Origin of the sequence: Pseudomonas sp. Q2-TVG4-2, assembly GCF_013620795.1 — a bacterium.
In the GTDB taxonomy this organism is placed as follows: domain Bacteria; phylum Pseudomonadota; class Gammaproteobacteria; order Pseudomonadales; family Pseudomonadaceae; genus Stutzerimonas.
This window is the reverse complement of the sequence record NZ_LGLW01000006.1, coordinates 463,369-487,849: the sequence shown is the minus strand read 5'-3', so window position 1 is coordinate 487,849 and position 24,481 is coordinate 463,369. Positions and strand designations below refer to the sequence as shown.

General features: G+C 63.6%; 28 protein-coding genes and 2 riboswitches. Of the genes, 12 read left to right on the top strand and 16 right to left on the bottom strand.

Translation table 11 applies throughout. The features are described from left to right. Nucleotides 1-161: 161 nt before the first annotated feature. Nucleotides 162-782: a cation transporter gene (locus tag H3028_RS15575; RefSeq protein ID WP_181298140.1), complete on the bottom strand. Its 621-nt coding sequence runs from the start codon at nucleotides 780-782 to the stop codon at nucleotides 162-164. A gap of 104 nt (nucleotides 783-886) precedes the next feature. Between H3028_RS15575 and cadR the strand changes: the two genes are divergently transcribed. The 6 genes from cadR to H3028_RS15545 all read left to right on the top strand — a co-directional run bounded on the left by cadR (nucleotide 887) and on the right by H3028_RS15545 (nucleotide 7,868). Further along, nucleotides 887-1,315 carry a Cd(II)/Pb(II)-responsive transcriptional regulator gene (gene cadR, locus H3028_RS15570; RefSeq protein WP_258237806.1) on the top strand — a complete coding sequence of 143 codons (429 nt, stop codon included), beginning with the start codon at nucleotides 887-889 and terminating at the stop codon, nucleotides 1,313-1,315. Nucleotides 1,316-1,461: 146 nt separating this feature from the next. Continuing rightward, nucleotides 1,462-2,232 carry a sulfite exporter TauE/SafE family protein gene (locus H3028_RS15565; RefSeq protein WP_181298139.1) on the top strand — a complete coding sequence of 257 codons (771 nt, stop codon included), beginning with the start codon at nucleotides 1,462-1,464 and terminating at the stop codon, nucleotides 2,230-2,232. A gap of 93 nt (nucleotides 2,233-2,325) precedes the next feature. After that, complete coding sequence (locus tag H3028_RS15560; RefSeq protein ID WP_102837024.1) at nucleotides 2,326-2,568, top strand: exodeoxyribonuclease VII small subunit; 243 nt, start codon at nucleotides 2,326-2,328, stop codon at nucleotides 2,566-2,568. Next, nucleotides 2,565-3,452: a (2E,6E)-farnesyl diphosphate synthase gene (gene ispA / locus H3028_RS15555; RefSeq protein WP_181298137.1), complete on the top strand. Its 888-nt coding sequence runs from the start codon at nucleotides 2,565-2,567 to the stop codon at nucleotides 3,450-3,452. Before H3028_RS15560 ends, ispA begins: the two co-directional genes overlap by 4 nt. Nucleotides 3,453-3,576: 124 nt before the next feature. Further along, nucleotides 3,577-5,481 (top strand): 1-deoxy-D-xylulose-5-phosphate synthase, encoded by a 1,905-nt coding sequence (gene dxs / locus H3028_RS15550; RefSeq protein ID WP_181298135.1) that lies wholly within the window; start codon nucleotides 3,577-3,579, stop codon nucleotides 5,479-5,481. A 211-nt stretch (nucleotides 5,482-5,692) separates the two neighbouring features. Further along, nucleotides 5,693-5,907, top strand: a riboswitch (cobalamin riboswitch). A gap of 95 nt (nucleotides 5,908-6,002) precedes the next feature. After that, entirely contained in the window at nucleotides 6,003-7,868 is a 1,866-nt protein-coding gene (locus H3028_RS15545) for a TonB-dependent receptor domain-containing protein (protein WP_181298134.1), read from the top strand. A 23-nt stretch (nucleotides 7,869-7,891) separates the two neighbouring features. Here H3028_RS15545 and H3028_RS15540 read toward each other — a convergent pair whose 3' ends face one another. The 10 genes from H3028_RS15540 to H3028_RS15495 form a co-directional block, all read right to left on the bottom strand. After that, nucleotides 7,892-8,692: a cobalamin-binding protein gene (locus H3028_RS15540; RefSeq protein WP_181298166.1), complete on the bottom strand. Its 801-nt coding sequence runs from the start codon at nucleotides 8,690-8,692 to the stop codon at nucleotides 7,892-7,894. Then, nucleotides 8,692-9,111 (bottom strand): hypothetical protein, encoded by a 420-nt coding sequence (locus tag H3028_RS15535; RefSeq protein WP_181298132.1) that lies wholly within the window; start codon nucleotides 9,109-9,111, stop codon nucleotides 8,692-8,694. Before H3028_RS15535 ends, H3028_RS15540 begins: the two co-directional genes overlap by 1 nt. Beyond that, nucleotides 9,108-9,725, bottom strand: a complete 618-nt coding sequence (gene ribA / locus H3028_RS15530; RefSeq protein WP_181298131.1) for a GTP cyclohydrolase II — start codon at nucleotides 9,723-9,725, stop codon at nucleotides 9,108-9,110. The genes H3028_RS15535 and ribA overlap by 4 nt, the downstream gene beginning before the upstream one ends. Before the next feature lie 180 nt (nucleotides 9,726-9,905). Then, nucleotides 9,906-10,553, bottom strand: coding sequence for a TIGR02281 family clan AA aspartic protease (locus tag H3028_RS15525; protein WP_181298128.1), 648 nt, complete (start codon nucleotides 10,551-10,553; stop codon nucleotides 9,906-9,908). Between the two features lie 196 nt (nucleotides 10,554-10,749). Further along, the gene (locus H3028_RS15520; protein ID WP_168424257.1) at nucleotides 10,750-11,250 is read right to left on the bottom strand and encodes a phosphatidylglycerophosphatase A; all 501 of its coding nucleotides are present in this window, start codon (nucleotides 11,248-11,250) and stop codon (nucleotides 10,750-10,752) included. A 40-nt stretch (nucleotides 11,251-11,290) separates the two neighbouring features. Next, nucleotides 11,291-12,253, bottom strand: coding sequence for a thiamine-phosphate kinase (gene thiL, locus H3028_RS15515; RefSeq protein ID WP_181298165.1), 963 nt, complete (start codon nucleotides 12,251-12,253; stop codon nucleotides 11,291-11,293). An 11-nt stretch (nucleotides 12,254-12,264) separates the two neighbouring features. Next, nucleotides 12,265-12,750, bottom strand: coding sequence for a transcription antitermination factor NusB (gene nusB, locus H3028_RS15510; protein WP_181298127.1), 486 nt, complete (start codon nucleotides 12,748-12,750; stop codon nucleotides 12,265-12,267). Further along, complete coding sequence (gene ribE / locus H3028_RS15505; protein WP_021206703.1) at nucleotides 12,747-13,223, bottom strand: 6,7-dimethyl-8-ribityllumazine synthase; 477 nt, start codon at nucleotides 13,221-13,223, stop codon at nucleotides 12,747-12,749. Before ribE ends, nusB begins: the two co-directional genes overlap by 4 nt. A gap of 64 nt (nucleotides 13,224-13,287) precedes the next feature. Next, on the bottom strand, nucleotides 13,288-14,367 hold the full coding sequence (gene ribBA, locus H3028_RS15500) for a bifunctional 3,4-dihydroxy-2-butanone-4-phosphate synthase/GTP cyclohydrolase II (protein WP_168424259.1): 1,080 nt from the start codon (nucleotides 14,365-14,367) through the stop codon (nucleotides 13,288-13,290). Between the two features lie 19 nt (nucleotides 14,368-14,386). Next, nucleotides 14,387-15,055: a riboflavin synthase gene (locus H3028_RS15495; RefSeq protein WP_181298125.1), complete on the bottom strand. Its 669-nt coding sequence runs from the start codon at nucleotides 15,053-15,055 to the stop codon at nucleotides 14,387-14,389. A gap of 119 nt (nucleotides 15,056-15,174) precedes the next feature. Then, nucleotides 15,175-15,447: riboswitch (FMN riboswitch) on the bottom strand. A 478-nt stretch (nucleotides 15,448-15,925) separates the two neighbouring features. Between H3028_RS15495 and H3028_RS15490 the strand changes: the two genes are divergently transcribed. Next, the gene (locus tag H3028_RS15490; RefSeq protein ID WP_181298124.1) at nucleotides 15,926-16,693 is read left to right on the top strand and encodes a hypothetical protein; all 768 of its coding nucleotides are present in this window, start codon (nucleotides 15,926-15,928) and stop codon (nucleotides 16,691-16,693) included. A 35-nt stretch (nucleotides 16,694-16,728) separates the two neighbouring features. Here the strand turns inward: H3028_RS15490 and ribD are convergent, their stop codons facing one another. Together ribD and nrdR are read right to left on the bottom strand one after the other, a co-directional pair. Beyond that, entirely contained in the window at nucleotides 16,729-17,838 is a 1,110-nt protein-coding gene (ribD, locus tag H3028_RS15485; protein ID WP_181298122.1) for a bifunctional diaminohydroxyphosphoribosylaminopyrimidine deaminase/5-amino-6-(5-phosphoribosylamino)uracil reductase RibD, read from the bottom strand. Then, a complete protein-coding gene (gene nrdR, locus H3028_RS15480) occupies nucleotides 17,835-18,302 on the bottom strand; it encodes a transcriptional regulator NrdR (RefSeq protein WP_168424263.1) in 468 nt (155 codons plus the stop codon). The genes ribD and nrdR overlap by 4 nt, the downstream gene beginning before the upstream one ends. A 114-nt stretch (nucleotides 18,303-18,416) precedes the next feature. On the opposite strand from nrdR, the gene H3028_RS15475 reads away from it, so the two are divergent. The 4 genes from H3028_RS15475 to trxA all read left to right on the top strand — a co-directional run bounded on the left by H3028_RS15475 (nucleotide 18,417) and on the right by trxA (nucleotide 21,059). After that, on the top strand, nucleotides 18,417-18,845 hold the full coding sequence (locus H3028_RS15475) for a YbaY family lipoprotein (protein ID WP_181298120.1): 429 nt from the start codon (nucleotides 18,417-18,419) through the stop codon (nucleotides 18,843-18,845). Next, entirely contained in the window at nucleotides 18,842-19,525 is a 684-nt protein-coding gene (locus tag H3028_RS15470; protein WP_181298119.1) for a methyltransferase, read from the top strand. Before H3028_RS15475 ends, H3028_RS15470 begins: the two co-directional genes overlap by 4 nt. Nucleotides 19,526-19,570: 45 nt before the next feature. Beyond that, a complete protein-coding gene (gene thpR / locus H3028_RS15465) occupies nucleotides 19,571-20,101 on the top strand; it encodes an RNA 2',3'-cyclic phosphodiesterase (protein WP_181298117.1) in 531 nt (176 codons plus the stop codon). An 88-nt stretch (nucleotides 20,102-20,189) separates the two neighbouring features. Next, complete coding sequence (gene trxA / locus H3028_RS15460) at nucleotides 20,190-21,059, top strand: thioredoxin (protein WP_181298116.1); 870 nt, start codon at nucleotides 20,190-20,192, stop codon at nucleotides 21,057-21,059. A gap of 281 nt (nucleotides 21,060-21,340) precedes the next feature. Here the strand turns inward: trxA and H3028_RS15455 are convergent, their stop codons facing one another. The 3 genes from H3028_RS15455 to H3028_RS15445 form a co-directional block, all read right to left on the bottom strand. Further along, a complete protein-coding gene (locus H3028_RS15455; RefSeq protein ID WP_181298113.1) occupies nucleotides 21,341-21,931 on the bottom strand; it encodes an HAD family hydrolase in 591 nt (196 codons plus the stop codon). After that, entirely contained in the window at nucleotides 21,928-22,797 is an 870-nt protein-coding gene (gene tesB, locus H3028_RS15450; RefSeq protein WP_181298112.1) for an acyl-CoA thioesterase II, read from the bottom strand. Before tesB ends, H3028_RS15455 begins: the two co-directional genes overlap by 4 nt. Before the next feature lie 80 nt (nucleotides 22,798-22,877). Further along, entirely contained in the window at nucleotides 22,878-23,453 is a 576-nt protein-coding gene (locus H3028_RS15445; protein WP_181298110.1) for a GNAT family N-acetyltransferase, read from the bottom strand. 66 nt (nucleotides 23,454-23,519) lie between these two features. Here H3028_RS15445 and H3028_RS15440 point away from each other — a divergent pair, with 66 nt between their 5' ends. Continuing rightward, nucleotides 23,520-24,440 carry a histone deacetylase gene (locus H3028_RS15440; protein WP_181298108.1) on the top strand — a complete coding sequence of 307 codons (921 nt, stop codon included), beginning with the start codon at nucleotides 23,520-23,522 and terminating at the stop codon, nucleotides 24,438-24,440. Nucleotides 24,441-24,481 lie beyond the last annotated feature (41 nt).

Sequence of the window (24,481 nt, the reverse complement as noted above, 5' to 3'; positions counted from 1 at the left end):
TGCACCGTCTCGAAGGGCGCTTCGGCGCGCAGGCGAAAGATAAAGCGCTGGGTCTGAGCGCCGAGACGGTAGGCAAGCTAGCCGCCGGTGGCCTGGCGGTGATCGGCGTACTGGTCATCGCACTGGTGGCGGCCATAGCCAGTTGATCAGCGCCAGCGGCGTCACAAACGAGCTACGTGCAGTTCCTGCCGCGCCTGACGCACCACCGAGTAACCGGCGAACAATGCCAGCCCCGCCATGATCAGCGCCACGATAAAGTCCGGCCAGCCGGAACCGGTGCCGAAAACCCCCGCCGCGGCGACCATGACCGCGATATTGCCCAGGGCATCGTTGCGGCTGCAGAGCCAGACCGAACGCATATTCGAGTCACCCTCGCGAAACGCATAGAGCATCAGCGCCACGATGACATTAGCGACCAGCGCCAGCGCGCCGATGACGCCCATGGTCAGCGGCTCCGGCACCACGCCGGTGTGGATAGCCCAGCCGGCCCGCGCAAGCACGAACACGCCGAAGGCGAGCATCGAAAGGCCCTTCACCAGCGCCGCGCGCGAACGCCAGACCAGGCCCATGGACAGCACCGTGAGGGTGATGGCGTAGTTGGCGGCATCGCCAGCGAAGTCGATGGCGTCGGCCAGCAGCGAGACTGAACCGGACCGCAACCCGCTGACGATTTCCACAAGGAACATGACCAAATTGATCGCCAGGGCGACCCATAACGCCTTGCGAAAGCCTGGGCTGACCGCGGGGGTTGAACAGCCCGAATCACAACATCTCGAGGACATGGAGTGTCTCCTGAACTATATTCGGAGCCATTGCACACCCTGGAGCAGCTCCAGGGTCAAGCCGACCAAGTTTTGGCCAACGATCACCACGAGAAGAAGGAGCGATGATGCGCATCGGCGAGCTGAGCACGACGGCAGGCGTGGACGTCGAAACCATTCGCTACTATGAAAAAGTCGGCTTGATGCCCGCCCCGGAGCGTGGCGCCAATGGCTACCGGTCCTATTCGACCAAGCAGCTGGCACAGCTGGTATTTATCCGGCATTGCCGTGCGCTGGATATCGGATTGGCCGATATCCGCCGGCTGCTGGAATTCTCGAACCACCCGGACGCCAACTGCGGCGACATCAACCTGCTGATTGACGAGCAGCTCGAACGCGTCCGCGCGCGCCTGGAAAGCCTCCACGCGCTTGAGCAGCAACTACAGGCGCTGCGCAGCTGCTGCACCGGCAATCGTCCGATGCAAGGCTGCGGCATCCTTAACGAGCTGACCAGCACGCGACTGGACGAAGCCCGGCGGCCTTCCGACCGGTAGCGGACCAGCAGTCGGATTGCAGGCGAGCGTAATACAGCCAGCTATGTACGACGCCTACATGGCATCGGAGCTATCGCAGATCTCCTCGTGCTTGGCGAAGCGCAGCGGCAGGGATAATCTGCATCCTTTTGCCGCGAGCCCCACCGATGCCCTTGTTCGACATGCTGCTACTCATCGCTGCCGGTTTCGCTGCCGGTGGCATGAATGCCCTGGCCGGAGGCGGCACCTTCTTCTCGTTTCCGGCGCTGCTGGCCACTGGCTTGCCACCGGTCACGGCCAACGCGACCAATGCCGTGGCGCTCTGGCCCGCCAGCCTCGCCGGCGCCTGGGCGGCACGCTCGGCGCTACGCCCACTGGGCCGGTATCTCGTTCCGCTGCTGCTGGCAGGATTGGTCGGTGGTCTGCTCGGTGGCCTGTTGCTGCTCGCCAGCGGCGATGACGTGTTCAGCTTGCTGATTCCCTGGCTGCTGCTCGTCGCTACCGCCCTGTTCGCCGCCAGCCCCTGGCTGAGCCGCTGGCTGGCGGCCCGCCGCAAGGACGAAAGTGCAGTACCGCCGCATGCGCCTGCATCGCTCGCGGCGCATGCCCTGGTATCTATATACGGTGGTTATTTCGGCGCGGGCATGGGCATTCTGCAGCTGGCGGCCTTTTCCATCGAAGGCCACCAACTGGTCCGTGCCAACGCGCTGAAGAACCTGATCTCAGCCGTCATCTACAGCGTCGCCACCGCCACCTTCATCATTGCCGGACGCGTGAGCCTGTACGAACTGGCGATTCTGCTGATTGGCACCACGCTTGGTGGTTATGCTGGGGGGGCACTGAGCAAGAAGCTGCCAGCCACCTGGCTGCGCACCTTCGTCATCGTGGTGGGCAGCACCATGACGCTCTACTATTTCCAGGCCATATACTGGCGCTGAGCGCCGCCTAGCCCGGGCGGCTTATGGCTTATGCGGCCCAGCTCTGCTAGTGTCGCGCCCGTTTCAGAGCAGCCGCAGAGAACAGGTTCCGCCATGGCCCGCAAGAAAGTCGCCCTCGATTTCGAACAATCCCTCGCCGAGTTGCAACAGCTGGTCGAGCGCCTGGAAAGCGGCGAGCTGTCGCTGGAGGATTCGCTGACCTGCTTCGAGCAGGGCATCGGTCTGACCCGCGACTGCCAAGCCGCACTCAGCCAGGCCGAGCAGAAAGTACAGATCCTGCTCGAGCGTGACGGCAAGCTGCAGGAAGCGCCTTTCGAGGTGGATCCCGAAGCATGATCGGCGACTACCAACAGCGCTGCCAGCAACGTGTCGACCGTTGCCTCGATGCGCTCTTCACCTCGCCACGGCCACAGCTCGAGCGCCTTTACCAGGCCATGCGCTACAGCGTCATGAACGGCGGCAAGCGCGTGCGCCCACTGCTGGTTTACGCCGCCTGCGAGGCGCTCAAGGGCGATAGCGCCCAAGCCGATGGCGCCGCCTGCGCCGTCGAGCTGATCCATGCCTATTCGCTGGTGCATGACGACCTGCCGGCCATGGACGACGACGACTTGCGCCGCGGCCAGCCGACCACTCACAAGGCGTTCGACGAAGCCTGCGCGATCCTAGCCGGCGACGGCTTGCAAACCCTGGCCTTCGAAGTGCTGGCGACCGAGGCGCACAACCCGCAGGACCCGGCGCTGCGCCTGGAAATGGTCACCAGCCTCGCCTGCGCGGCGGGTCCGGCCGGGATGGTCGGCGGGCAGGCGATTGATCTCGGATCGGTCGGCCGCAAACTGGATCGTAATGCGCTGGAGCTGATGCACCGGCACAAAACCGGCGCGCTGATCGAAGCCAGCGTGCGCCTCGGCGCCCTGGCCAGCGGTCACTCCGATGCCGGCACGCTTGCCGCCTTGCAGCGCTACGCGCAGGCCATCGGCCTGGCGTTTCAAGTGCAGGACGACATCCTCGACGTGGAGAGCGATACCGTCACGCTGGGCAAGCACCAGGGCGCCGATATCGCCCGCGACAAACCCACCTACCCGGCGCTTCTGGGCATGGACGCAGCCAAGGCCTACGCGCACGAGCTACGGGATACGGCGCTCGAAGCCGTCGCACCCTTCGGTGCCGCTGCCGAGCCTTTGCGCCAACTGGCCCGCTTCATCGTCGAACGCCGCAGCTGAACCCGGGCAACGCGTAGCCGTGCCGCTGACAACAGCGGCGACGACCGTTGATGCCTGGGTCATTCTTCTCGCTGTAACCATCGGGTAAACTGCGGCTCTTTTTTCAGCCAAAACGATTCGCCCGATGCCCAAGACGTTCCATGAGATTCCTCGGGTCCGCCCTGCGACGCCCGTCCTAGATCGCGCGGCCACTCCCGAGCAGCTGCGCCGGCTGGGCGAAGCGGAACTTGAAGAACTCGCCAACGAGCTGCGGCAAGACCTGCTGTACAGCGTCGGCCGGACCGGAGGGCACTTCGGCGCCGGACTCGGCGTGATCGAGCTGACCATCGCCCTGCACTACGTCTACGACACCCCAAAGGACCGCCTGGTGTGGGACGTCGGCCATCAGGCCTATCCGCACAAGATCCTCACCGGACGCCGCGAGCAGATGGGCAGCCTACGCCAGAAGGACGGCCTCGCCGCGTTTCCACGCCGCAGTGAAAGCGACTACGACACCTTCGGCGTCGGCCACTCCAGCACCTCCATCAGCGCCGCACTGGGCATGGCCATCGCCGCCCGCCTGCAGGGCAAGAAGCGCAAGTCCATCGCCGTGATCGGCGACGGCGCGCTCACCGCCGGCATGGCCTTCGAGGCCCTGAATCATGCGCCTGAAGTCGGCGCCGACATGCTCGTCGTGCTCAACGACAATGACATGTCGATCTCGCGCAACGTCGGCGGCCTGTCCAACTACCTGGCCAAAATCCTCTCCAGCCGCACCTATTCGAGCATGCGCGAAGGCAGCAAGAAGGTCCTGTCACGCCTGCCGGGTGCCTGGGAAATCGCCCGCCGTACCGAGGAATATGCCAAGGGCATGCTGGTTCCCGGCACCCTGTTCGAAGAGCTTGGCTGGAACTACATCGGGCCCATCGACGGCCATGATCTTCCGACGTTGATCGCCACCCTGCGCAACATGCGCGATCTGCCCGGGCCGCAATTCCTGCATGTGGTGACCAAGAAAGGCAAAGGATTCGCTCCGGCGGAAGTCGATCCGATTACCTGGCATGCCATCAGCAAACTTGAACCCGTAGGCGGTCCGGTCACCCCGAAGAAGCCCAGCGGTCCGAAATACTCGAACGTCTTTGGCCAATGGTTGTGCGACATGGCCGCCGCCGACCCGCGCCTGACCGGCATCACCCCGGCCATGAAGGAAGGCTCCGACCTGATCGACTTCAGTGAGCGTTATCCGGATCGTTATTTCGACGTAGCCATCGCCGAGCAGCATGCCGTGACCCTGGCGGCCGGCATGGCCTGCGAAGGTGCCAAGCCGGTAGTAGCGATCTATTCGACCTTCCTCCAGCGCGCCTACGATCAGTTGATCCATGACGTCGCGGTGCAGAACCTCGACGTGCTGTTCGCCATCGACCGCGCCGGCCTGGTCGGCGAAGACGGTCCGACCCATGCCGGTAGCTTCGATCTTTCCTATCTGCGCTGCATCCCCGGCATGCTGGTGATGACTCCCAGCGATGAGAATGAGATGCGCCGCATGCTCACCACCGGCTATCACTTCGACGGTCCGGCGGCGGTGCGTTATCCGCGCGGCACCGGGCCGAACGCGACGATCGAGCCCGGCCTCGATCCGCTTGAGATCGGCAAGGGCGTGGTGCGTCGCCAGGGCAGCAACGGCAGCGGCCGACCGGTCGCTCTGCTGGTCTTTGGCGTGCAGTTGGTCGAAGCGCTGCAGGTCGGCGAAGCACTCGACGCCACCGTGGTCGACATGCGCTTCGTCAAACCGCTGGACGAGGCGCTGGTGCGGCAGATAGCCGACGACCACGAACTGCTGGTGACCATCGAGGAAAACAGCATCATGGGCGGGGCCGGTAGTGCCGTCGGCGAATTCCTCGCCGCTGAAAATCTGCAGAAGCCGATCCTTCATCTGGGACTGCCGGATTACTACGTCGAGCACGCCAAGCCCAGCGAGATGCTCAAGGAGTGCGGGCTCGATGCCGCCGGTATCGAAGCGGCGATCCGCACCCGGCTGGCTCAGCTCTGACACCCTGTTGCGCTGGGTACGCCCGTACCCAGCACCGCCTCGCCGCCTGCTCGGCATTACCAAATCCATCGCATCACGACGGCACATGGACGCCTGTTAGTGCGCCGGCGCCCCTTTCCGCTACGCCTGGCCACGTATCCCCTCGCGCAAACTTTCTCCCGGCACCACGCGCTTTGCTTGTTTTTCTCCCGAGCAGCCCTTAAGGTTCCCGCGATTTCTGATCCGCCCAGGTGTGCACGACCGCAAGGTCCGCATTAAACGGGAAGCCGGTGCGCTCGATGAGCAAGGCCGGCGCTGCCCCCGCAACGGTAATCGACCGTGATCCCTTGGATCACCGCCTGCTCAACCGCCACTGTGCCCTGCATGGGAAGGCGAGCGGGGTGCGTGTCGAAAGCCCGGAGACCGGCCTAGCGGATTCGACTGGTGTTGCGGAGGGCAGCACCGTCAAGCGCTGCGCATTGTTTTCTGCACGCTTGTTCCTGCCCTCCTCAAAAGCTCCGTTCTTTTGAGGATTGTTCTTGATGAAAATGTCCCGTCTCGCGCTGGCTGTGGCGCTGTTGCCCGGCGCACAGGCCCTTGCTGCCGATACCAGCCATGAGCTGCCAAGCATGCTCGTTACCTCGGCCCGGCAGGCCGAACCGCGCATGCAGGCCACCGCTGCTAATACGGTATTCTCCCGAGCTGATATCGAGCGGCTACAGGCGCGTAGCGTGCCCGAACTGCTTCGCCGAGTACCCGGTGTCAGCTTTTCGAGCGCCGGCGGGCTACCTCAGCTATCCGTGCGCGGCACCAGCACAGCGCAAACGCTGGTCCTGGTCGACGGCCAGCGAGTTGCCTCTTCGACCAGTGGCTTCGCCCGCCTCGACTATTTGGCCATCGACAATATCGAACGCGTCGAAGTCATCCGCGGTCCTCGCTCGTCGCTTTACGGTGCCGATGCCATCGGTGGCGTCATCCAGATTTTCACGCGCAGCGGTGAGCCTGGCCTGAACCCACAAGTACGCCTGGCCGCGGGCAGCGACCAGACGTTCCAGCGCAGCCTGAACCTGTCTGGCGGTACCCAGCAGACCCGCGTGCACCTCGGCGCCAGCCTCGACGAACGCGACGGATTCGATATCACCCGCGACAATCGGGGCGCTGACCGCGACGACGACGGACAGCGCACCAAGGCCATGCATTTGAAACTGGACCATCGCTTCGACGCCAACTGGAAAGCGGGCCTGAGCCTCAACGACCAGCGCGGCGAGAACGAATACGACGACGCCTACGCATTCGCCCCCGGCGTACCCCAGGATGAGTTCCGCGTCAGCAGCTACAGCAGTTATCTGGACGGGCAACTGAGTGATATCTGGAACAGCCGCCTGGAGCTGGGTCGCAGCGTCGACCGCAACCGCGCGGTGGGCTCCGCCTTCAACGACAGCCTGCTGGAAACCACCCGCCACTCGGCCGCCTGGGTCAACCGCTTCTCGCTCACCGAACAACAGCAGCTAGCGCTCGGGACTGACTGGTACGAGGACCGCCTGGATGCCACCACGGCCTATCAGGAAGACAGCCGCGACAATCTGGCCTTCTTCGCCCAGCACAGCTATCAGGGCGACGGCTTCGGCACCGAGCTGGGCCTGCGCCACGATGACAACCAGCAGTTCGGCAGCCACAACAGCTGGAACGCTGCCTTTAGCTTACCGGTCGGCCAGTCGCAGCGATGGATACTGAGCTATGGCGAAGGCTTTCGCGCACCGACCTTCACCGACCTTTACGCACCACCGGCCTGGGGGCCCAACCCGGACCTGAAACCGGAAACCTCGAAGACCTACGAGCTGCAGTGGCGCGCCGATTTCAACGGTACGCAATTAGAAGCCTCGTTCTACCGCACCGATATTGAAGATATGATCGCCTGGGGCGGCCGTCAGGTTGAAAACATAAACCATGCTCGAATCAACGGTTTCGAGGCCAGCGCGGCCCATGAGCTGCTGGGCTGGCAAGCCAATCTCGGCCTCAGCATCATCGATCCACGCGACCGGAACAGCGGCCGGGTGCTGCCACGTCGCGCCAAGCGCACATTGAGCTTGGACCTGGACCGCCAGTTCGGCACGATTGGCCTCGGTGCGACCTGGCAGGCGTTCAGCCAACGCTTTGATGATGGCCCCGTCAACGCGAACTTCCAGTCCGAGCGCAGCACAATCCCGGGCTACGCGGTACTGGATCTGCGCACCAGCTGGCAGGCCACACCCGAACTGCGTTGGGAAGCCAAGCTGGAGAACGTACTGGACAAGGACTATCACCAGGCGCTGTACCAACGCACCTTCGCCGACATGGACAGTGTTTATGGTTACCGCGAACAGGGTCGTACCGGCCTGCTCGCGGTCATCTGGACGCCAACGCTGTAGCGCACCTCAACGGCGGCGCTCGCTCAGGGCGCCGACCGCGCCATCACCGCGCAGAGCTTCCCGATGGCGTCGAGCATCTGGAAGCTCGGCCGCTCCAGCCCCTTGTCGGGTACTTCCCAGAGGTGCCCCTTGCGCACCGCAGCCAGCTGCGGCCAGGTCTTCCATTCGGACAGCTGAGCGCCGCTACCCGCCAAAATCACCTCGGGATTGCGCGACAGCACTGACTCGATGCTGACCTGAGGCGCTGGCAGCTGGAGATCCGCGAACACGTTGCGACCGCCACAGACTTCGATGGCATCGCTAATGATTTGTCGGCCGCCGAGGGTGTACAGCGGACGGTTCCAGACCTGATAGAACACCGCCAGCGGTTGCTCGCGGTGGTAACGCCGCCGCAACTGATCCAGCCCCTGTTCGAAACGTCGCGCGAGCGCCCGCCCCTGCTCACCCCGCCCAACCCGCTCGCCAATCAGTGCGAACTGCTCTGCCAGCTGCTCCAGCGACACCGGTTGCGCAACCAGCACCGGTATGCCGAACTGTGTCAGCTGGTCACGTTGTGCGCGGCTGATGCTGTCCGGCCGGAGCAATACCAGCGTTGGCTGCAGTGCCAGCAAGGTTTCCATTTCCAGCTGGCCGAGGCGTCCGACGGATGGCAAACCGGCCAGCGCATCCGGCCGCTCGCCGCCGTCGAGCACGCCCACCAGCAGATCGGCGGCGTCCAGCTCCAGCATGATTTCACTGAGCGAGGGCGCCAGGCTGACGACCCGCTCGGATGCGGCAAGCAGCGGCGAAAGCAGCAACGCCACGACCAACGACAGTACTCGCATCATTGCAGCTGACGCGGAATGCGATAGAGCACTAGCAACGCCAGGCTGCCACAGACCAGTAGCACCTGTGCGACGGGCTCAAGCCCGAGCGGCGCGCCGATCGCCGCCAGCCAAGCCGGCAGCGCTGCGATCCACAGTGCCCGTAACCGGACGGCACGCAGCGCCATCCAGGCCGACGATTCGTCGTCGGTATCCAAGCCCTTTTCGGTGGCGATCAAGGCGTGCTTGTAGGCAGTGAAGCGGGGCAAATTGAGAAACAGCGTGGCCAGACCGATGATGAACAGCGGCAAGGCGAGCGACTCGCCGAAGCGGCCAGCCAGCTCGGGAAGCTGGCGACTGATGAGCACGGGGACGATGATCAGTAGCAGAAACAGCCAGCCATCGCGAGAAAGCTGGCGGCGAGTGGCCGTACGGTTCACGACTGCTCGGCTTCGCCCTGATGGATCTCGCCGAGCATATGGCCGAGCTTGCCGGCCTTGGTGGCGAGATACTTGCGGTTATGCGGATTGTGGGCAATCTCAAGCGGCATGCGCTGGGCGACGCGGATGCCGAAGCCCTGCAGCGCCTTGACCTTGCGCGGGTTGTTGGTCATCAGCTTGATCTCGGCGATGCCCAGGTGTTCGAGCATGGGCAGGCAGATCGCGTAATCGCGCATATCAGGCGCGAAGCCAAGGCGCTCGTTGGCCTCGACGGTATCGGCACCGCCATCCTGCAACTCGTAGGCACGGATCTTGTTCAGCAGGCCGATGCCACGGCCCTCCTGGCGGAGATAGAGCAGCGCGCCGCGCCCCTCTTCCGAAATCGCACGCAGTGCGGCTTCCAATTGAAAGCCGCAATCGCAGCGCAAACTGAACAGGGCATCGCCCGTCAGACATTCAGAGTGCAGGCGCCCCAACACAGGCTTGCCATCGGCAACATCGCCCAGCGTCAGTACGACATGCTCTTTGCCGGTGTCCTGATCGAGAAACCCATGCATGGTGAACACACCGAACGGCGTCGGCAATTTGGAAGCGGCGACGAACACGACAGACACCGGAGAAACTCCAGAAGGCAGAAAAGCGGACATTGTAACAGCAACCGCAAGCTGGAAGCTGGAAGCTGGAAGCTGGAAGCGAATCAGTATGGGGGCGCCCAGTGCCTGACAAGCATAACCGCCGCTGTGTGATTTATGGCACGTGGAACTTCAGCCTTTCAGCTACAAGCTGCGCCTTTCTTAGATCTTCGACTCGAGCTTCAACACACCTTGATCCTCGCGCCAGCTGACCCGACCGAGAAAGCTCATGCCGAGCAGTGCCTCAGACGGAGCCGCGCCCTCCACGACTACTGCCTCGACACCCAGCACATCAATCGTGCCGACTTTGACGCTGTTGAGCTGCACTCGCCAGGCCTTCGCGGTGCCGCTGGCTGTATTGACCACCATCTGCCGGCCATCGACCCGATAGTCGATGCCCAGGCGTCGCGCCTGGATCTCGCTGACCGCCACAGAGGTGGCGCCGGTATCGACGAGAAACTGCACCGGCTGGCCATTGATCGAGCCGGCCACCCAATAATGGCCGCCCTGCCCCTGAGCGATGCTCAATTGCCGGCGTTCGGGCTCGGCGAAACCGGCGCTGAGTTCGCGGCTTAATCCGTACTGACGCTCGATACCCTCGACGCGCAGCACCGCACCTTTCGAGTCGGCGCTCAGCACTTCCACGCCGCCCGGCCCCACCTGACCAACCCGAACCAGCTTGCGTTGGCCATCGACAGTCAACACGGCAGCACCAGGAAACAAGCCAACTACCTGCACCCGTGGCGCCGCCGTGCTGCCGTATGAAAAAAGCAAGAGATTGGCGGCGAGCATCAAGACAATGGCGCGCATCAGCGGGGCTTCCTTGAGACGGGTAGGTCGGCATTCTTCCATGAGCCTGACCACCCTTACAGCGACCAGACGCACAGCTTGAGCCGGGCGGCCTTTACGGTAATTCGTTTATCCATAGCTTAAGCCTGCCCGAAACCTCGCCGCAGCTTCACAGATAGGCTCAAATCGGCGAACTTGAGGTTACCAGCTAACAGCTCTAGCCCAACCACAACACCGCAAGGTGCATCAGGCCGCAAGCGGCCAAGCCGGCGAGAATGTCGTCGAGCATGATGCCCAGCCCGCCGTGAATCTGCCGATCGACCCAACTGATCGGCCAAGGCTTGAGGATATCCAACAGGCGAAATACGACGAAGCCGAGCAGCAACCAGTACCAGCCTGCGGGAACCAGCCAGAAGGTGATCCAGATGCCGGCGAACTCATCCCAGACGATACCTTCATGGTCATGCACCCCCAGATCCTGGGCGACCTTACCGCACAGCCAGATGCCGAACAGCATGCTGGCGATGATCACCAGCCCGTAGCCCCAGCCCGGCAAGGCCTGCCACAGCGGCACGAACGCCAGGGCCGCCAGCGAACCCCAGGTGCCGGGCGCCTTCGGCAGCGTTCCAGAGCCCAAGCCGAACGCCAGGTTGTGCCAGGGGTTGCTCCACACCGAGAGTGGAATCGGTTCGGCGGTGGGCTGCAGCGAATCAGTCAAACGGCTGTCCTCTCTGTTCTGGCGGAGCTATCCGAGTCGCTCAGCCACTGAAATGGTTGTAACCCTGACTGGCGAGAGTGATCGCCTGGCCATCGGTATTCAGCAGCTGCACGCCCGCTCCGGCTGCAACATGCCCGATCACATGAAGCGACCAGCCATCGGCCTGCAGGGCCGGCAGCTGTTCGGCGGGCAAGGTAAATGCCAGCACGTAATCATCACCGCCCGTCAGGCCATGCTGCAGTGCTTGATCATGTCCAGCGAACCGTACCAGGGCGTCCGACAAGGGTAGCTTCTGCTGTTCGATGCACAACAAAACGCCGGACGCGGCGGCGATATGTCCGCAGTCAGCCAGCAGACCGTCGGAAATATCCAGTGCCGCGCTCGCCTTGCCGCGCAATGCCTGCCCCAGCGCCAGCTGTGGTTGCGGCAACCAGTAGCGCCTGAGCAGCGCCGCCGCTTCGGCGGTGCCCTGCTCGCGCTCACCCAGCACGATCGGCAGCGCGCCAGCTGCATCGCCAAGAGCCCCACCGACACAAAGCAGATCGCCCGGCTGCGCGCCGCTGCGCAGTAGCGCCTGGCCGGCTGGTACCCGCCCGAACACCGTCAGGGTCATGCTCAGCGGGCCACGCGTGGTATCGCCGCCAATCAGGCGCATGGCACAGCCCGCCGCCATCGCGTCGAGGCCACGAGCGAACTCGGATAGCCAACCGGGATCGGCCGCAGGAAGGGTCAGGGCGAGGGTAAAACCGATGGGCGTCGCGCCCATGCCGGCCAGATCGCTGGCAGAAACCGCCAGCGCACGCTGGCCAAGCAGGTAGGGATCGCAGGGATCGGGGAAGTGCACGCCGGCGACTAGCGTGTCGCTGGAAACCGCCAAATGCTCGCCCGCTGGCAAAGCCAGCAAGGCGCAGTCATCTCCGATGCCCAACGCCACATCACCGCCCGCCCTGGCGCAAGCGGCGGCGGCGAAGTACTGGCGGATCAGCTCGAACTCACCCATCAGGCCGTGCAGGCTCAGCGCTTGTGAGCGCTGACCTCGGCACTGCGAAGACTGGGCGCCAGCTTGTCCAGCACACCGTTGACGAACTTGTGTCCGTCGGTAGCGCCGAACACCTTGGCCAGCTCGATGCCCTCGTTGATCACCACCCGGTAGGGTACGTCGATGCGATGCATCAACTCGTAGGTGGACAGGCGCAGGACAGCCAGCTCGACAGGGTCCAGCTCGTCCAGCGGGCGATCAAGGTGCGGCACGATGGCGCCGTCGACTTCGGTCTTGGCACGCGCCACACCGGTCAGCAGTTCATGGAAGTAGTTGCCGTCGACGCCGGAGAAATCGTTGTCGACCCGAAACTGCGCCTCGATCTCGTTGAGGCTCTGGCCAGCCATATGCCACTGATACAGCGCCTGCATGGCCAGGCTGCGCGCCACACGGCGTGTGGCGATCTTGCCCTTGGCCTTGGGCTGGGGAGCGTCCTGGCTGTCGTCGCGATTCAGGCTCACTTGGCCTCCAGCTGCGCCAGCAGGCTAACCATTTCCAGAGCGGAGAGTGCAGCTTCGGCGCCCTTGTTACCGGCCTTGGTGCCGGAGCGCTCGATGGCCTGCTCGATGGAATCGACGGTCAGCACGCCGAAAGCGACCGGCACGCCGAACTCCATGGAGACCTGCGAAAGGCCCTTGGTGCATTCGCCTGCAACGTATTCGAAGTGCGGGGTGCCGCCGCGAATGACCGCGCCGAGGGCGATAATGGCGTCGTATTCACCCTGCTGAGCGACTTTCTGCGCTACCAGCGGAATTTCGAAGGCACCCGGTGCACGGATGATGGTGATGGCGTCTTCACGTATGCCGTGGCGTACCAGCGCATCGACAGCGCCGCTCACCAGGCTCTCGACAACGAAGCTGTTGAAGCGGCCAACGACCAGGGCGAACTTGCCCTGCGGGGCGATGAAGGTACCTTCGATGGTCTTCAGTGTCATAGGTGGTTTCTCATCTCTTTAAAGAACGAAGGCGCCGCGTTTCGTCGCGGCGCCCTGGCATCACTTATTCGGCGGGCAGGTATTCTACAACTTCCAGATCAAAGCCGGATATCGCGTTGAACTTCATCGGCGAACTCATCAGTCGCATCTTGCGCACGCCAAGGTCCCGAAGAATCTGCGAACCTGCCCCAACCGTGCTGTAGGTCGCCGGCGTCGGCAGCTGCTGGCGGTTGAGCTGAGCCAGCAGTTGCGGACCGGTCAGCGGATTGCCCAGCAGCAGCACCACGCCACTGCCAGCCTTGGCCACTTCACTCATCGCGGCGCGCAGGCTCCAGCGTCCCGGCACGGTCACCAGCAGCAGATCGCGCAACGGCTCCATATTGTGCACACGCACCAGCGTCGGGTTTTCCGGCGATATCTCACCGCGGGTCAGCGCCATGTGCACGGTGTCTTCCACACCGTCGCGGTAGGTGACCAGCTTGAATTGTCCCAACTCGGTTTCCAGCGGCTGCTCGGATACTCGCTCGACGGTACGCTCGTGGATCATTCGGTAATGGATCAGGTCGGCGATGGTGCCGATCTTGAGGCCATGCTGCTCGGCGAACAGCTCCAGCTCTGGACGACGCGCCATGGTGCCGTCGTCGTTCATGATTTCGCAGATCACGCCGGATGGTTCGAGCCCGGCCATACGGGCCAGATCGCAAGCCGCCTCGGTGTGACCGGCACGCGCCAGTACTCCACCAGGCTGGGCCATCAGCGGGAAAATATGACCGGGGCTGACGATATCCTCGGCCACCGCGTCTTTCGCCACGGCCGCCTGCACGGTGCGGGCGCGATCAGCAGCGGAGATGCCGGTGGTGACGCCTTCGGCGGCTTCAATGGAGACGGTGAACTTGGTGCCGAAACCGGAGCCGTTGCGCGGCGCCATCAGCGGCAGCTGCAGGGTTTCGCAGCGCTCACGCGTCATTGGCATGCAAATCAGGCCGCGTGCGAAACGGGCCATGAAGTTGATGTGTTCGGCGGTCACGCATTCGGAGGCGATGATGATGTCGCCCTCGTTCTCGCGGTCTTCGTCATCCATGAGGATGACCATCTTGCCGGCGCGGATGTCTTCGATCAGTTCTTCAGCGGTGTTCAGAGCCATTTGGCCGTTCCTTCTGTTCTTAACGAGCCGGGTTGAGGTAACCGTGTTCGGCCAGGAAACTTTCCGTCAGACCGGAGGCATTTGGCTCGGCCGCCTTGTCGCCCATCAGCAGGCGTTCCAAGTAACGGGCCAGCAGATCCACCTCCAGATTCACCTGCCGCCCGGGGCGGTAGTCGACCATGATGGTTTCGGCCAGAGTATGCGGGACGATGGTGAGTTCGAATTCGGCGCCGTTCACCGCATTGACGGTGAGACTGGTACCGTCAACGTTGATCGAACCCTTGAGCGCGATGTACTTGGCCAGCTCGCGCGGCGCGCGGATGCGGAACTGCACGGCGCGGGCATTTTCCTCGCGCGCCACCACTTCGCCGACGCCATCGACGTGACCGCTAACCAGGTGGCCACCGAGGCGGCTGGTTGGCATCAGCGCCTTCTCCAGATTCACCCGGCTACCGGTCTTGAGGTCAACGAAGGCCGTGCGCGCCAGTGTTTCGCGGCTGACATCGGCCCAGAAGCCGTTGCCAGGCAATTCGACCGCAGTCAGGCAGACGCCGTTGACCGCGATGCTGTCGCCGAGCTTCACATCGGCCAGGTCAAGCTTGCCGGTCTCGACCAGCACCCGAACGTCGCCACCCTTGGGCGTCATCGCGCCAATGGTTCCGATGGATTCGATTATTCCGGTGAACATGCGGCCTCCCATGGAAGGCTGTGGAAACGGTGCATATGACGAACTCCTGTTTTGGATAAAACAGGGCGCTGCAGATCGATAGGGAGTAGACGCGCGCACGAACGGCGCCCGTCGAGGCATCCCGCTCTCTCTCATCCGGACTATACCGTCGGCCCCGGAATCACACCGGGTCTGCTGACCTTGCCTGAGCAAGCGCTCGCGGGCTAGACGCAAACTGAAAGCTTACTGCGCCCAGGTCACGCTGCGTTTGTAACCCTTCGAATGCTCATTTACCCCAGTAAATTCCGCTTCGTCGAGTCACGCCTGCCCTGCCCTGCGCTCGCTACGCTTTCAGCCCTAACAACTGCGCCATTACCGCCGGTGGGGAATTTCGCCCCGCCCTGAGAACGTGAGCCGATTATGGCCCGGCGCAGTTTTTACCACAGATGGGCCAGTTCTGCAGCCGGCAAACGACCTTTGGCCGCGTCGCGACAAAAAAGCGACACAGCGCACGAGCTGCTTCGTGGGGACCCCGCTCCGGGGCGAAGCGCTTTGGACACCGAGCGACACGCTCGCCGCGGGTGCGCCTCCCACACAAAAATGGCGACCAGGCGCTTCGTCGTCACCCGGCCTGCCCTGCAACTTTACAAGCGCAACGCGAAACTAGCGTTGCGCTTGTTTGTCCATACCCATCGCAGCGCCTGAACAGAAGGACCATGCGTTCAGAGGCGATGGCAGAACAAGACGATCAGGATGGAACGTCGCTCCGGCATTCATCGCACCGATACGCCGAGCCAGGATCAGCTCGTATTTTGACGATCCCCCGTGCAGATCAGGCCGCGATCAGGAACACGCTCCGGACCATTTATTCATGTGCCGAGAGAGATGGATATGTCAGGGGTTGCTACTACGGAGCGGACGGCTGCGCAATGGGCGGCCGAGATCGACTCCAATGGCTTCACGGTGCTGGAAAACTACCTTTCACCTGAACTGCTCGAACAAGGCCGCGTTTTCATCGAGCAACAGGCGGCGAGCCATGACGGTGAGTATTTCGCGATCCACGGCATTGAAGCATTGAGCGGCAGCGTCATGGCGATCCTGGCGCTTTCTGCGCCGTTCAAGGAGATACTGGCGGACCTCTATCGGCTCCAGACCGGCAGGGAGCCTTCCGCGACGGAGCAGATCTTTCCAGTGATCCGCTGCCTGCAGGGCCGGAGAGGCCTCCGGCAATCGCATTTCTACCATTTCGATGCTACCGCGATCACCGCCCTGCTCCCCTTGTTCATTCCCACCGAAGGCGAGCACTGCGGGGACCTGATCATCTTTCCGAATATCCGCCCGGTCCGCTTCAATGCCCTTCGCAACGTGATCGAGAAAGCACTGCTGCATAACACCCTCAGCCAAAAACTGGTCGCCTTTGCGGTGCGGCGTGGCTGGCTCACGCCGATCCGCCTGAAGTTGGTCCCAGGCAATCTCTACCTGTTCTCGGGCTACCGCAGCCTGCACGCCAATGACGAGTGCGATCCCGCCATGCTTCGCGCCACCACGCTGTTCCACTTCGGCAACCCTCACCATGACAGCCTGCTCGCGCGGCTGGTGCTGGGTACCAACAAGCGCCGCGCCAAGCTGGATCACAATGGCTTCAAACCGGCGAATTGAGTGGGCACGCCCCTAGCGGGCCGTGCCTGCGGGCATCACTTGGCCGGGTGGGCAATGATGCGCCAGTCGTCGCCGACCGCGCGGATGCTCTCGATCTTCAACCCAGGGGCATCGCTCATGTGCGTCAACGACAGATCAAGCAGCGGGCGGGCCGAGGAACCGAGGAATTTGGCGGCGACGAAGATCTGGTACTCGTCGATCAGTCCCAGGGCGGCGAAGGCACCGGCTAGACGCGGGCCGGCTTCGAGCAGCACTTCGTTAGCGCCGCGACTGGCAAGCTCACGCAGCAGGCCGCGCAGGTCGACACGGCCGTCGCCGCTGTCCAGCTCCAATACCTCATGACCGGCAACGCAGTACGGCTCGGCGCGGCCGGCTGTGGATGTCGCTACCAACGCGGTGCCGGCCTGGAAAAAGGCGGCCTTCAATGGCACCCGCAACCGGCCATCGATCAGCACCCGCAGCGGCGGGCGCTGCATGGCCAATGCGGTGAGTTCGCCATCCAGCCCCAGCTCGGCGGCGCGCACCGTCAGGCGCGCCTGATCCATCAGAACCGTATCGGCGCCGGTCAACACCACACTGGATTGCGCGCGCAGACGCTGCACCTCGGTGCGAGCGGCCGGGCCGGTGATCCACTGACTTTCTCCACTGGCCATAGCGGTGCGGCCGTCGAGGCTCATCGCCAGTTTCGCGCGTAACAGCGGCAGGCCGGTTTCCATGCGTTTGATGAAACCAGCATTCAATGCCCGCGCTTCGTTTTCCAGCACACCGCTGGCGACCTTGATGCCTACGCTCTGCAGGCGAGCCAGCCCACGGCCGGCCACTTGTGGATTGGGGTCTTGCATGGCGGCCACCACGCGTCCGACGCCGGCGCTGACCAATGCTTCGGCGCAGGGCGGCGTACGTCCATGATGGCTGCACGGCTCGAGCGTGACGTAGGCCGTTGCGCCGCGGGCGCGCTCACCGGCCTGACGCAGCGCATGAACCTCCGCGTGCGGCTCACCAGCCCGTACGTGCCAGCCCTCACCGATCAGCTCGCCATCGGCGACGATCACACAGCCAACCCGGGGGTTGGGATGCGTCGAATACAGTCCCTTGCGCGCCAACTGCAGCGCGCGGGCCATCCAGGCGTGGTCGGAGGCGGTCATTCGTTTTTCACGGGCTCGCGGGAAAGGCGATCGATTTCCTCACGGAACTCGTTGAGGTCCTGGAAGCGGCGATAGACCGAGGCAAAACGAATGTAGGCGACTTCATCGAGCTTCTGCAGCTCGACCATCACCAGTTCGCCCAGCACCCGCGACTTGATTTCCCGCTCGCCGGTGGCGCGCAGACGATGTTTGATATGCGCGATCGCCTCTTCCAGACGCTCGACACTGACCGGGCGTTTCTCCAGCGCGCGTTGCATGCCGGCACGCAGCTTTTCTTCGTCGAACGGCTGCCGGCTGCCGTCCTGCTTGATCAAGCGCGGCATGACCAGCTCGGCGGTTTCGAAGGTGGTGAAACGTTCGCCGCAGGCGAGGCACTCGCGGCGACGGCGCACCTGATCGCCCTCGGCTACAAGGCGCGAATCGATGACTTTGGTGTCATGTGCACCACAAAAGGGACAATGCATGGGTTAGAGCTGTCAGACGTCGGGAGAGCCATGTTAGCGCATCCGGTCGGCAAGACAAATCGAGCGGATTGTTGCTATACAGGCGCGCATTACCGCCAGATTCCGGAGTCGTCCGTGCCGTTACGCCCCCTTGTTCTGCCCCTCTTGTTGCTGGTGCTGGTTGGCTGTTCAAGCCAACAGTCCCAGCGCCCATCCGCGCCTGTCACGTTCGAGGAACCGCCTCAGGCGACCAGCGTGCTGCATGAGTTGCACGGCAGCCTGATCGGTGCCCCAGCCGGCAGTGAAGTCGAGCTGGCACTGCTGGAAGTCAATCGGCGCGACCAGCCCGACCGGCTGCTGAGCAACGTCCGTCTGCAAGGCCGTGGCAACGAACTGCCGTTCATCCTCAAGTTCAACGCCGAGAAGTTTCCCCAGGGCCAGCAGGTCGAACTGCGCGGCCGCGTGACCCGCTCGGGGCAACTGATCATGCGCCTGCCAGCCGTGCAGGTCAGCAGTCCTGCCAGTCAGTCACTGGGCCCGCTACGCCTGGTGCCGGCACCTTGATACCGCCCGAAGCATTGCAGGTCGCACTGACCGACCTGCTCGGCGATGCGTGCCTGATCGCTGAAACCCTGCCCGATACCGACATCCGGCTGTGGCTGATCGATGCGGCGAACATGGGCCGTGCGTTCAGCCCCGAGGAAACTCGGCGGATCCTGGAAGAGCCGCCCTACTGGTGTTTCTGTTGGGCCAGCGGCCTGGTGCTGGCCCGCTGGCTGGCCGCGCACCCTGAGTGGGTACGCGGCAAACGGGTGCTGGATTTCGGTGCGGGCTCAGGCGTTGCGGCCATCGCCGCGGCCAAAGCCGGCGCGCTGGAAGTCGTGGCCTGTGACCTCGACCCGCTGGCGCTGGCGGCCTGCCGTGCCAACGCGGCGCTCAACGGCGTACAGCTGCGCTATTCGACGGATTTCTTCGACGAGGCCGATCGCTACGACCTGATCATCGTCGCCGATGTGCTTTATGACCGGGCGAACTTGCCGCTGCTGGATCAGTTTCTGAGCCGGGGTCGCCAGGCGCTGGTTGCCGACTCGCGGGTGCGAGATTTCCAGCATCCGCTCTACAGCCGCTTGGCACTTTTCGACGCCTGTACCTGGCCGGACCTCGCCGAGCCGGCTGAATTTCGCCGGGTCAGCCTCTACCACGCCACTCGACAGGCAGCGGCTGAATCACGGGCAGCCGGCTAGGGTCTACTGCAGGTCGCGGCAACACCGATGCCGAAGGAGCAAGCCATGACCACCGACAATCCCCTGCGTCTGTTCTTCGCCCTGCCCTGCCCGCCGGAACTGGCAGAAGCCATCGGTAGCTGGCGTGACCAACAGAACCTTGGCGGTCGCCCTGTGGCGCAGGCCAACCTGCATCTCACCCTGGCCTTTCTCGGCAGCCAGCCGGCGGCGCAAATGGACGGCCTGAAGCGCCTCGGCGGTCACCTGCGCGCCGACGCCTTCATGCTGCGGCTGGATCAGTTGCAGACGATCGGCCATGGCTTCGCCTGCCTGATTCCGAGCCAGGTCCCGCCGCCGCTGAGCCAACTGGTCGAGCAGCTGCATGCAGGCCTGTCCGCCCATGGCTTCGCGCTCGACTCGCGACCGTTCCTGCCACACGTGACGCTGTCGCGCGACGCGCAGGTTCAATCGAACGCCAAGCCGCCCAGCTTCGACTGGCGGGTCGAGCACTTCGGGCTCTTCGTGTCCGAAAACACCCCCAACGGCGTGCGCTACCGTGAGCAGGAGCGGTGGCGGCTGACGGCCCCCAACGGTTGAAATCGATTCGTGCCACTTGCTTCCGCTCCGGCGCGTCCCCACTTAACATGCACGCCTCACTTCGCATGTGCCCATTCCGAGACTTCCGATGAGCCAGACTTCCTACATCTTCGATGTCAGCAGCGCCAACTTCGAGCAGCTGGTGCTGGAAAACTCCTTTCACAAGCCGGTGCTGGTGGATTTCTGGGCCGAGTGGTGCGCGCCGTGCAAGGCGCTGATGCCGCTGCTGGCGAAGATCACCGAGGAGTACCAGGGCGAGCTGCTGCTGGCCAAGGTCAACTGCGATATCGAGCAGGATGTCGTGGCCCGCTTCGGCGTGCGCAGCCTGCCCACCGTGGTGCTGTTCAAGGATGGCCAGCCGGTCGATGGCTTCGCCGGTGCGCAGCCGGAGTCGGCTGTTCGCGCCATGCTGGAACCGCACGTACAGGCGCCTGCGGCCCCCGAGGCCGATCTGCTGGAAGGTGCACAGGAATTGTTCGCCGAGGGTCGCATCGGCGAAGCGGAGAATCAGCTCAAGCTGCTGCTGGCCGAAGACAACGAAAACGCCGCCGCGCTGATCCTTTATGCACGCTGCCTGGCCGAACGCGGTGAACTGGGCGAGGCCGAAACGGTGCTCGGCGCGGTCAAGGGTGACGAGCACAAACAGGCCTTGGCCGGCGCCCGCGCGCAACTGACTTTCCTGCGTCAGGCCGATGGCCTGCCCGAAGTCGCCGATCTCAAGAGCCGTCTGGCACAGAATGCCGAGGACGATGAAGCGGCCTACCAACTGGCGATTCAACAACTGGCACGCCAGCAGCACGAAGCGGCCCTGGACGCTCTGCTCAAGCTGTTCATGCGCAACCGCAGTTACGCCGACGGCCTGCCGCACAAGACCTTGTTGCAGGTGTTCGATTTGCTGGGCAACGACCATCCGCTGGTCACTACCTATCGCCGCAAGCTGTACCAGGCGCTCTATTGACAAGGCGAAGGATGGGTTGCGCTTATCGCTTATGTAGCCGCGAGCTTGCTCGCGATTCGGGCCTCGCACGCAGCGTCGATCCGTAGCACAACGCTTCGCCAGCAAGGACGAGGCGTTCCCCCGGCTCCTGCAAAACATCAGTGACGGCCGCAAGCCCGCATATTTTGTAGGAGCCAACTTGCTGGCGATCGAGTTGCCGAGGCCAGATCTCCAGCAAGGGATCGGCGCCTCTCGCTCCTACAAGAGCAACAGTCAGGTGAATGGGTTATCTGTCGGCTTGCTCAGCCCAACGCCCGCAACAATTCCGCGCAATCGCGGGCATGCAACTCGGTCAACTCCGGCCAGAGGTTCTCTGGCAGATTGACCAGTACACCTCGCGCGCCCGCCGCCCTGGCGCATTCCAGGTCGAAGCGGTAGTCACCCACCATCACCAGTTCGTGCGGCGCAACGCCCCACCTGTCCGCCAGATGCAACAGCCCCCCGGGATCAGGCTTGGGCGGCGCCTCGTCGCGGCCGAGGATGTCTTCGCTGGCGAAACAGTCGCCCATGCCGACTGCCTGCAGGGTCACCAGCGCCAGTTCGTGCGCGTTGCGCGTCAGCACGCCCAGCCGACAACCGCGATCACGCAATGCGTGCAGTAGCTCACGCGCGCCCGGCGCCGGGCTGGCGACGTAAGCCAGTTCGCGCTCGTGCTCCAGCAGCCAGGCACGCTTGCCCGCCGCCTCGTCGGCCGGTAGCGCGGCGAGATGGTGCAGGATGTCGTCATCCTCGGGAATTTCCAGCGCCCGCTTGATGGCCGGAAAATCGTGCACAGCGAGCGTCAGGGTGCCGTCCATATCGAACACCCAATGCCGCGAATCGGACAGGCTCATTTCCAATCCTCGCGCACGCGAATCAGTCCCTCCTGTGCCACCGACGCGACCAGCTCTCCGGCGCGATTGAAAATGCTGCCGCGGGCGAAACCGCGAGCATTGCCCGCCCACGGGCTGTCCATGGAGTACAACAGCCATTCGTCCGCACGCACTTCGCGGTGGAACCAGATGGCATGGTCGAGGCTTGCCAGCTGAATGAATTTGCTCCAGGAGCTGACGCCGTGGGGCTGCAGCGCGGTGCCGATGAAGCTGAAATCCGACGCGTAGGCGACCAGGTACTTATGCAGCGCAGGGTTGTCCGGCAGCGAGCCATCCGCGCGGAACCAGATATGCCGGATCGGTTCGATGGGCTGGGGATTGACCGGGTCCTGCAGCGTCACCGGACGAATCTCGATGGGCTTGGGCCGACGCAGCTTCTCCGCCACTCGTTCGGGGACCAGTGGCGTCAGCTTGTGCATCAGCTCCCACTCGCTGAGAAGGTTTTCCGGCCCAACCACCTCGGGCATCGGCAACTGATGCTCGAAGCCGGTCTCATCCGCCTGAAACGAGGCACTGCAGGTGAAAATGGTCTGGCCTTTCTGAATCGCACTGACGCGACGAGTGCTGAAGCTACCGCCATCACGCACCCGATCGACGTCATAGACCACCGGCTGATGGGAATCGCCAGGGCGCAGGAAATAGCCATGCATGGAGTGCACATGACGCTCAGCGACCACGGTCTGGCTGGCCGCGGACAACGCCTGACCGACCACCTGGCCGCCGAACAGCTGCGGAAACCCTAAGTCCTGGCTGGCACCGCGAAACAGGTTTTCCTCGATTCGTTCCAGCGATAGCAGGTTGACCAGCGTGTCTAGGGTGTCGGTCATGGTGTTGTTCCTTTAGGTATACGGCACGGGGCAGGCGCGCAATGTTACGTATTCCACCGGACTCACTCCAGTAATTGTGCTTATCGTCGGGTATCGACCCAGTTATCCCGCGTTATTCGGTACAGCACGTGAGCACCCAGCGGATGGCCATCGGGCACGTCCGGATGGTCGAAGTCATCTCGCGCTTCATGCCGCATGCCCAGCGCACCCATCAGCGCCCTGGACGGTTCGTTGATCGCGGCGGTGTAGGCCACCACTTCCGGCAGCTGCAAGCGCTCGAAAGCGCAGGCCAGGCCGGCTTCTGCCGCCTCGCGGGCCAAGCCCTGGCGCCACTGGTCGCGGGCGAGTCGCCAGCCGATTTCGACGGTGGGGCAGAACGGCTGGTGCAGGCGGCTCCAGGCCAGCCCGGCGATGCCGATGAAGCGTCCATCATCCTTACGCTCCAACGCCCAGAAACCAAAGCCGTCGCGTGCGAAGTGAATCCGATAACGCGCCATCGCTGCGGCGCAGTCATCGCGCGACAGCAACGCCGGGAAATAGCGCATCACCCGCGGGTCCGCGCACATCTCGGCCAGGGGGTCGAGGTCTTCGTCCTGCCAGGTACGCAGCCGTAGACGTGGGGTGTCCAGTTCGATACGCGCTATCGCGTCTTTCATGCCATGTCCTTGAGAGGTTCACTGCCGAGTCGGCATACTTTCGGCTGACCACTCGGGCGCCGATCGATGTTGCTACCGCTGATATACCATGACGACTACAGCCCGCCGCTGCCACCGGGGCATCGCTTCCCGATGGAGAAATTCCGGCTGCTGCGCGATCACCTGGTCGCCAGCGGTTTGACCACAAACGAGGCGCTATTGCGTCCAGCGCTTTGCCCGACCGAGCTGCTCGCACTTGCGCATGACCGCGCTTATGTCGATCGCTATTGCAGCGGCGACATGAGCCGCGAGGAATTGCGCCGCCTGGGCCTGCCCTGGAGCCCACCGTTGGCGCAGCGCACCGTGCGCGCGGTCGGTGGCTCGCTGCTGGCCGCCGAGCTGGCGCTGCAGCATGGGCTAGCCTGCCATCTGGCCGGCGGCACCCACCATGCCCATCACGACCACGCCTCAGGCTTCTGCATTTTCAACGATCTGGCGGTGATCGCCCTCTCGCTGCTGGAGAGCGGTCGCGTCGGTCGCGTGCTGATCTTTGATTGCGATGTACATCAGGGCGACGGCACTGCGCGGATCCTCGAGCATACGGCCGACGCCGTTACGGTCTCCCTGCATTGCGATAATAATTTTCCAGCCCGCAAGGCCCGCAGCGATTGGGACATAGGCTTGTCCCCGGGCCTCGGAGATGCCGAATACCTCAAGGTGGTCGATGACACCCTCAATTATCTGCTGCCGTTGTACCAGCCGGACCTCGTGATCTACGACGCCGGCGTAGACGTCCATCGCGACGATACACTGGGCCTGCTCAACCTGAGCGACGAAGGACTGGCGATGCGTGACCGCGCAGTGATCGAACATTGCCTGGGCCGGGACATTCCGGTGGTCGGTGTAATCGGTGGCGGCTACGACAAAGACCGCGCACTGCTCGCTCGCCGTCATGCGCAGTTGCATTTCAGTGCGGCCGAGGCATGGCGGCGCCACGGATTGGGTTGAGGCAGACACGGCGGCACGGAACTGGACTGCTGGAACAACCG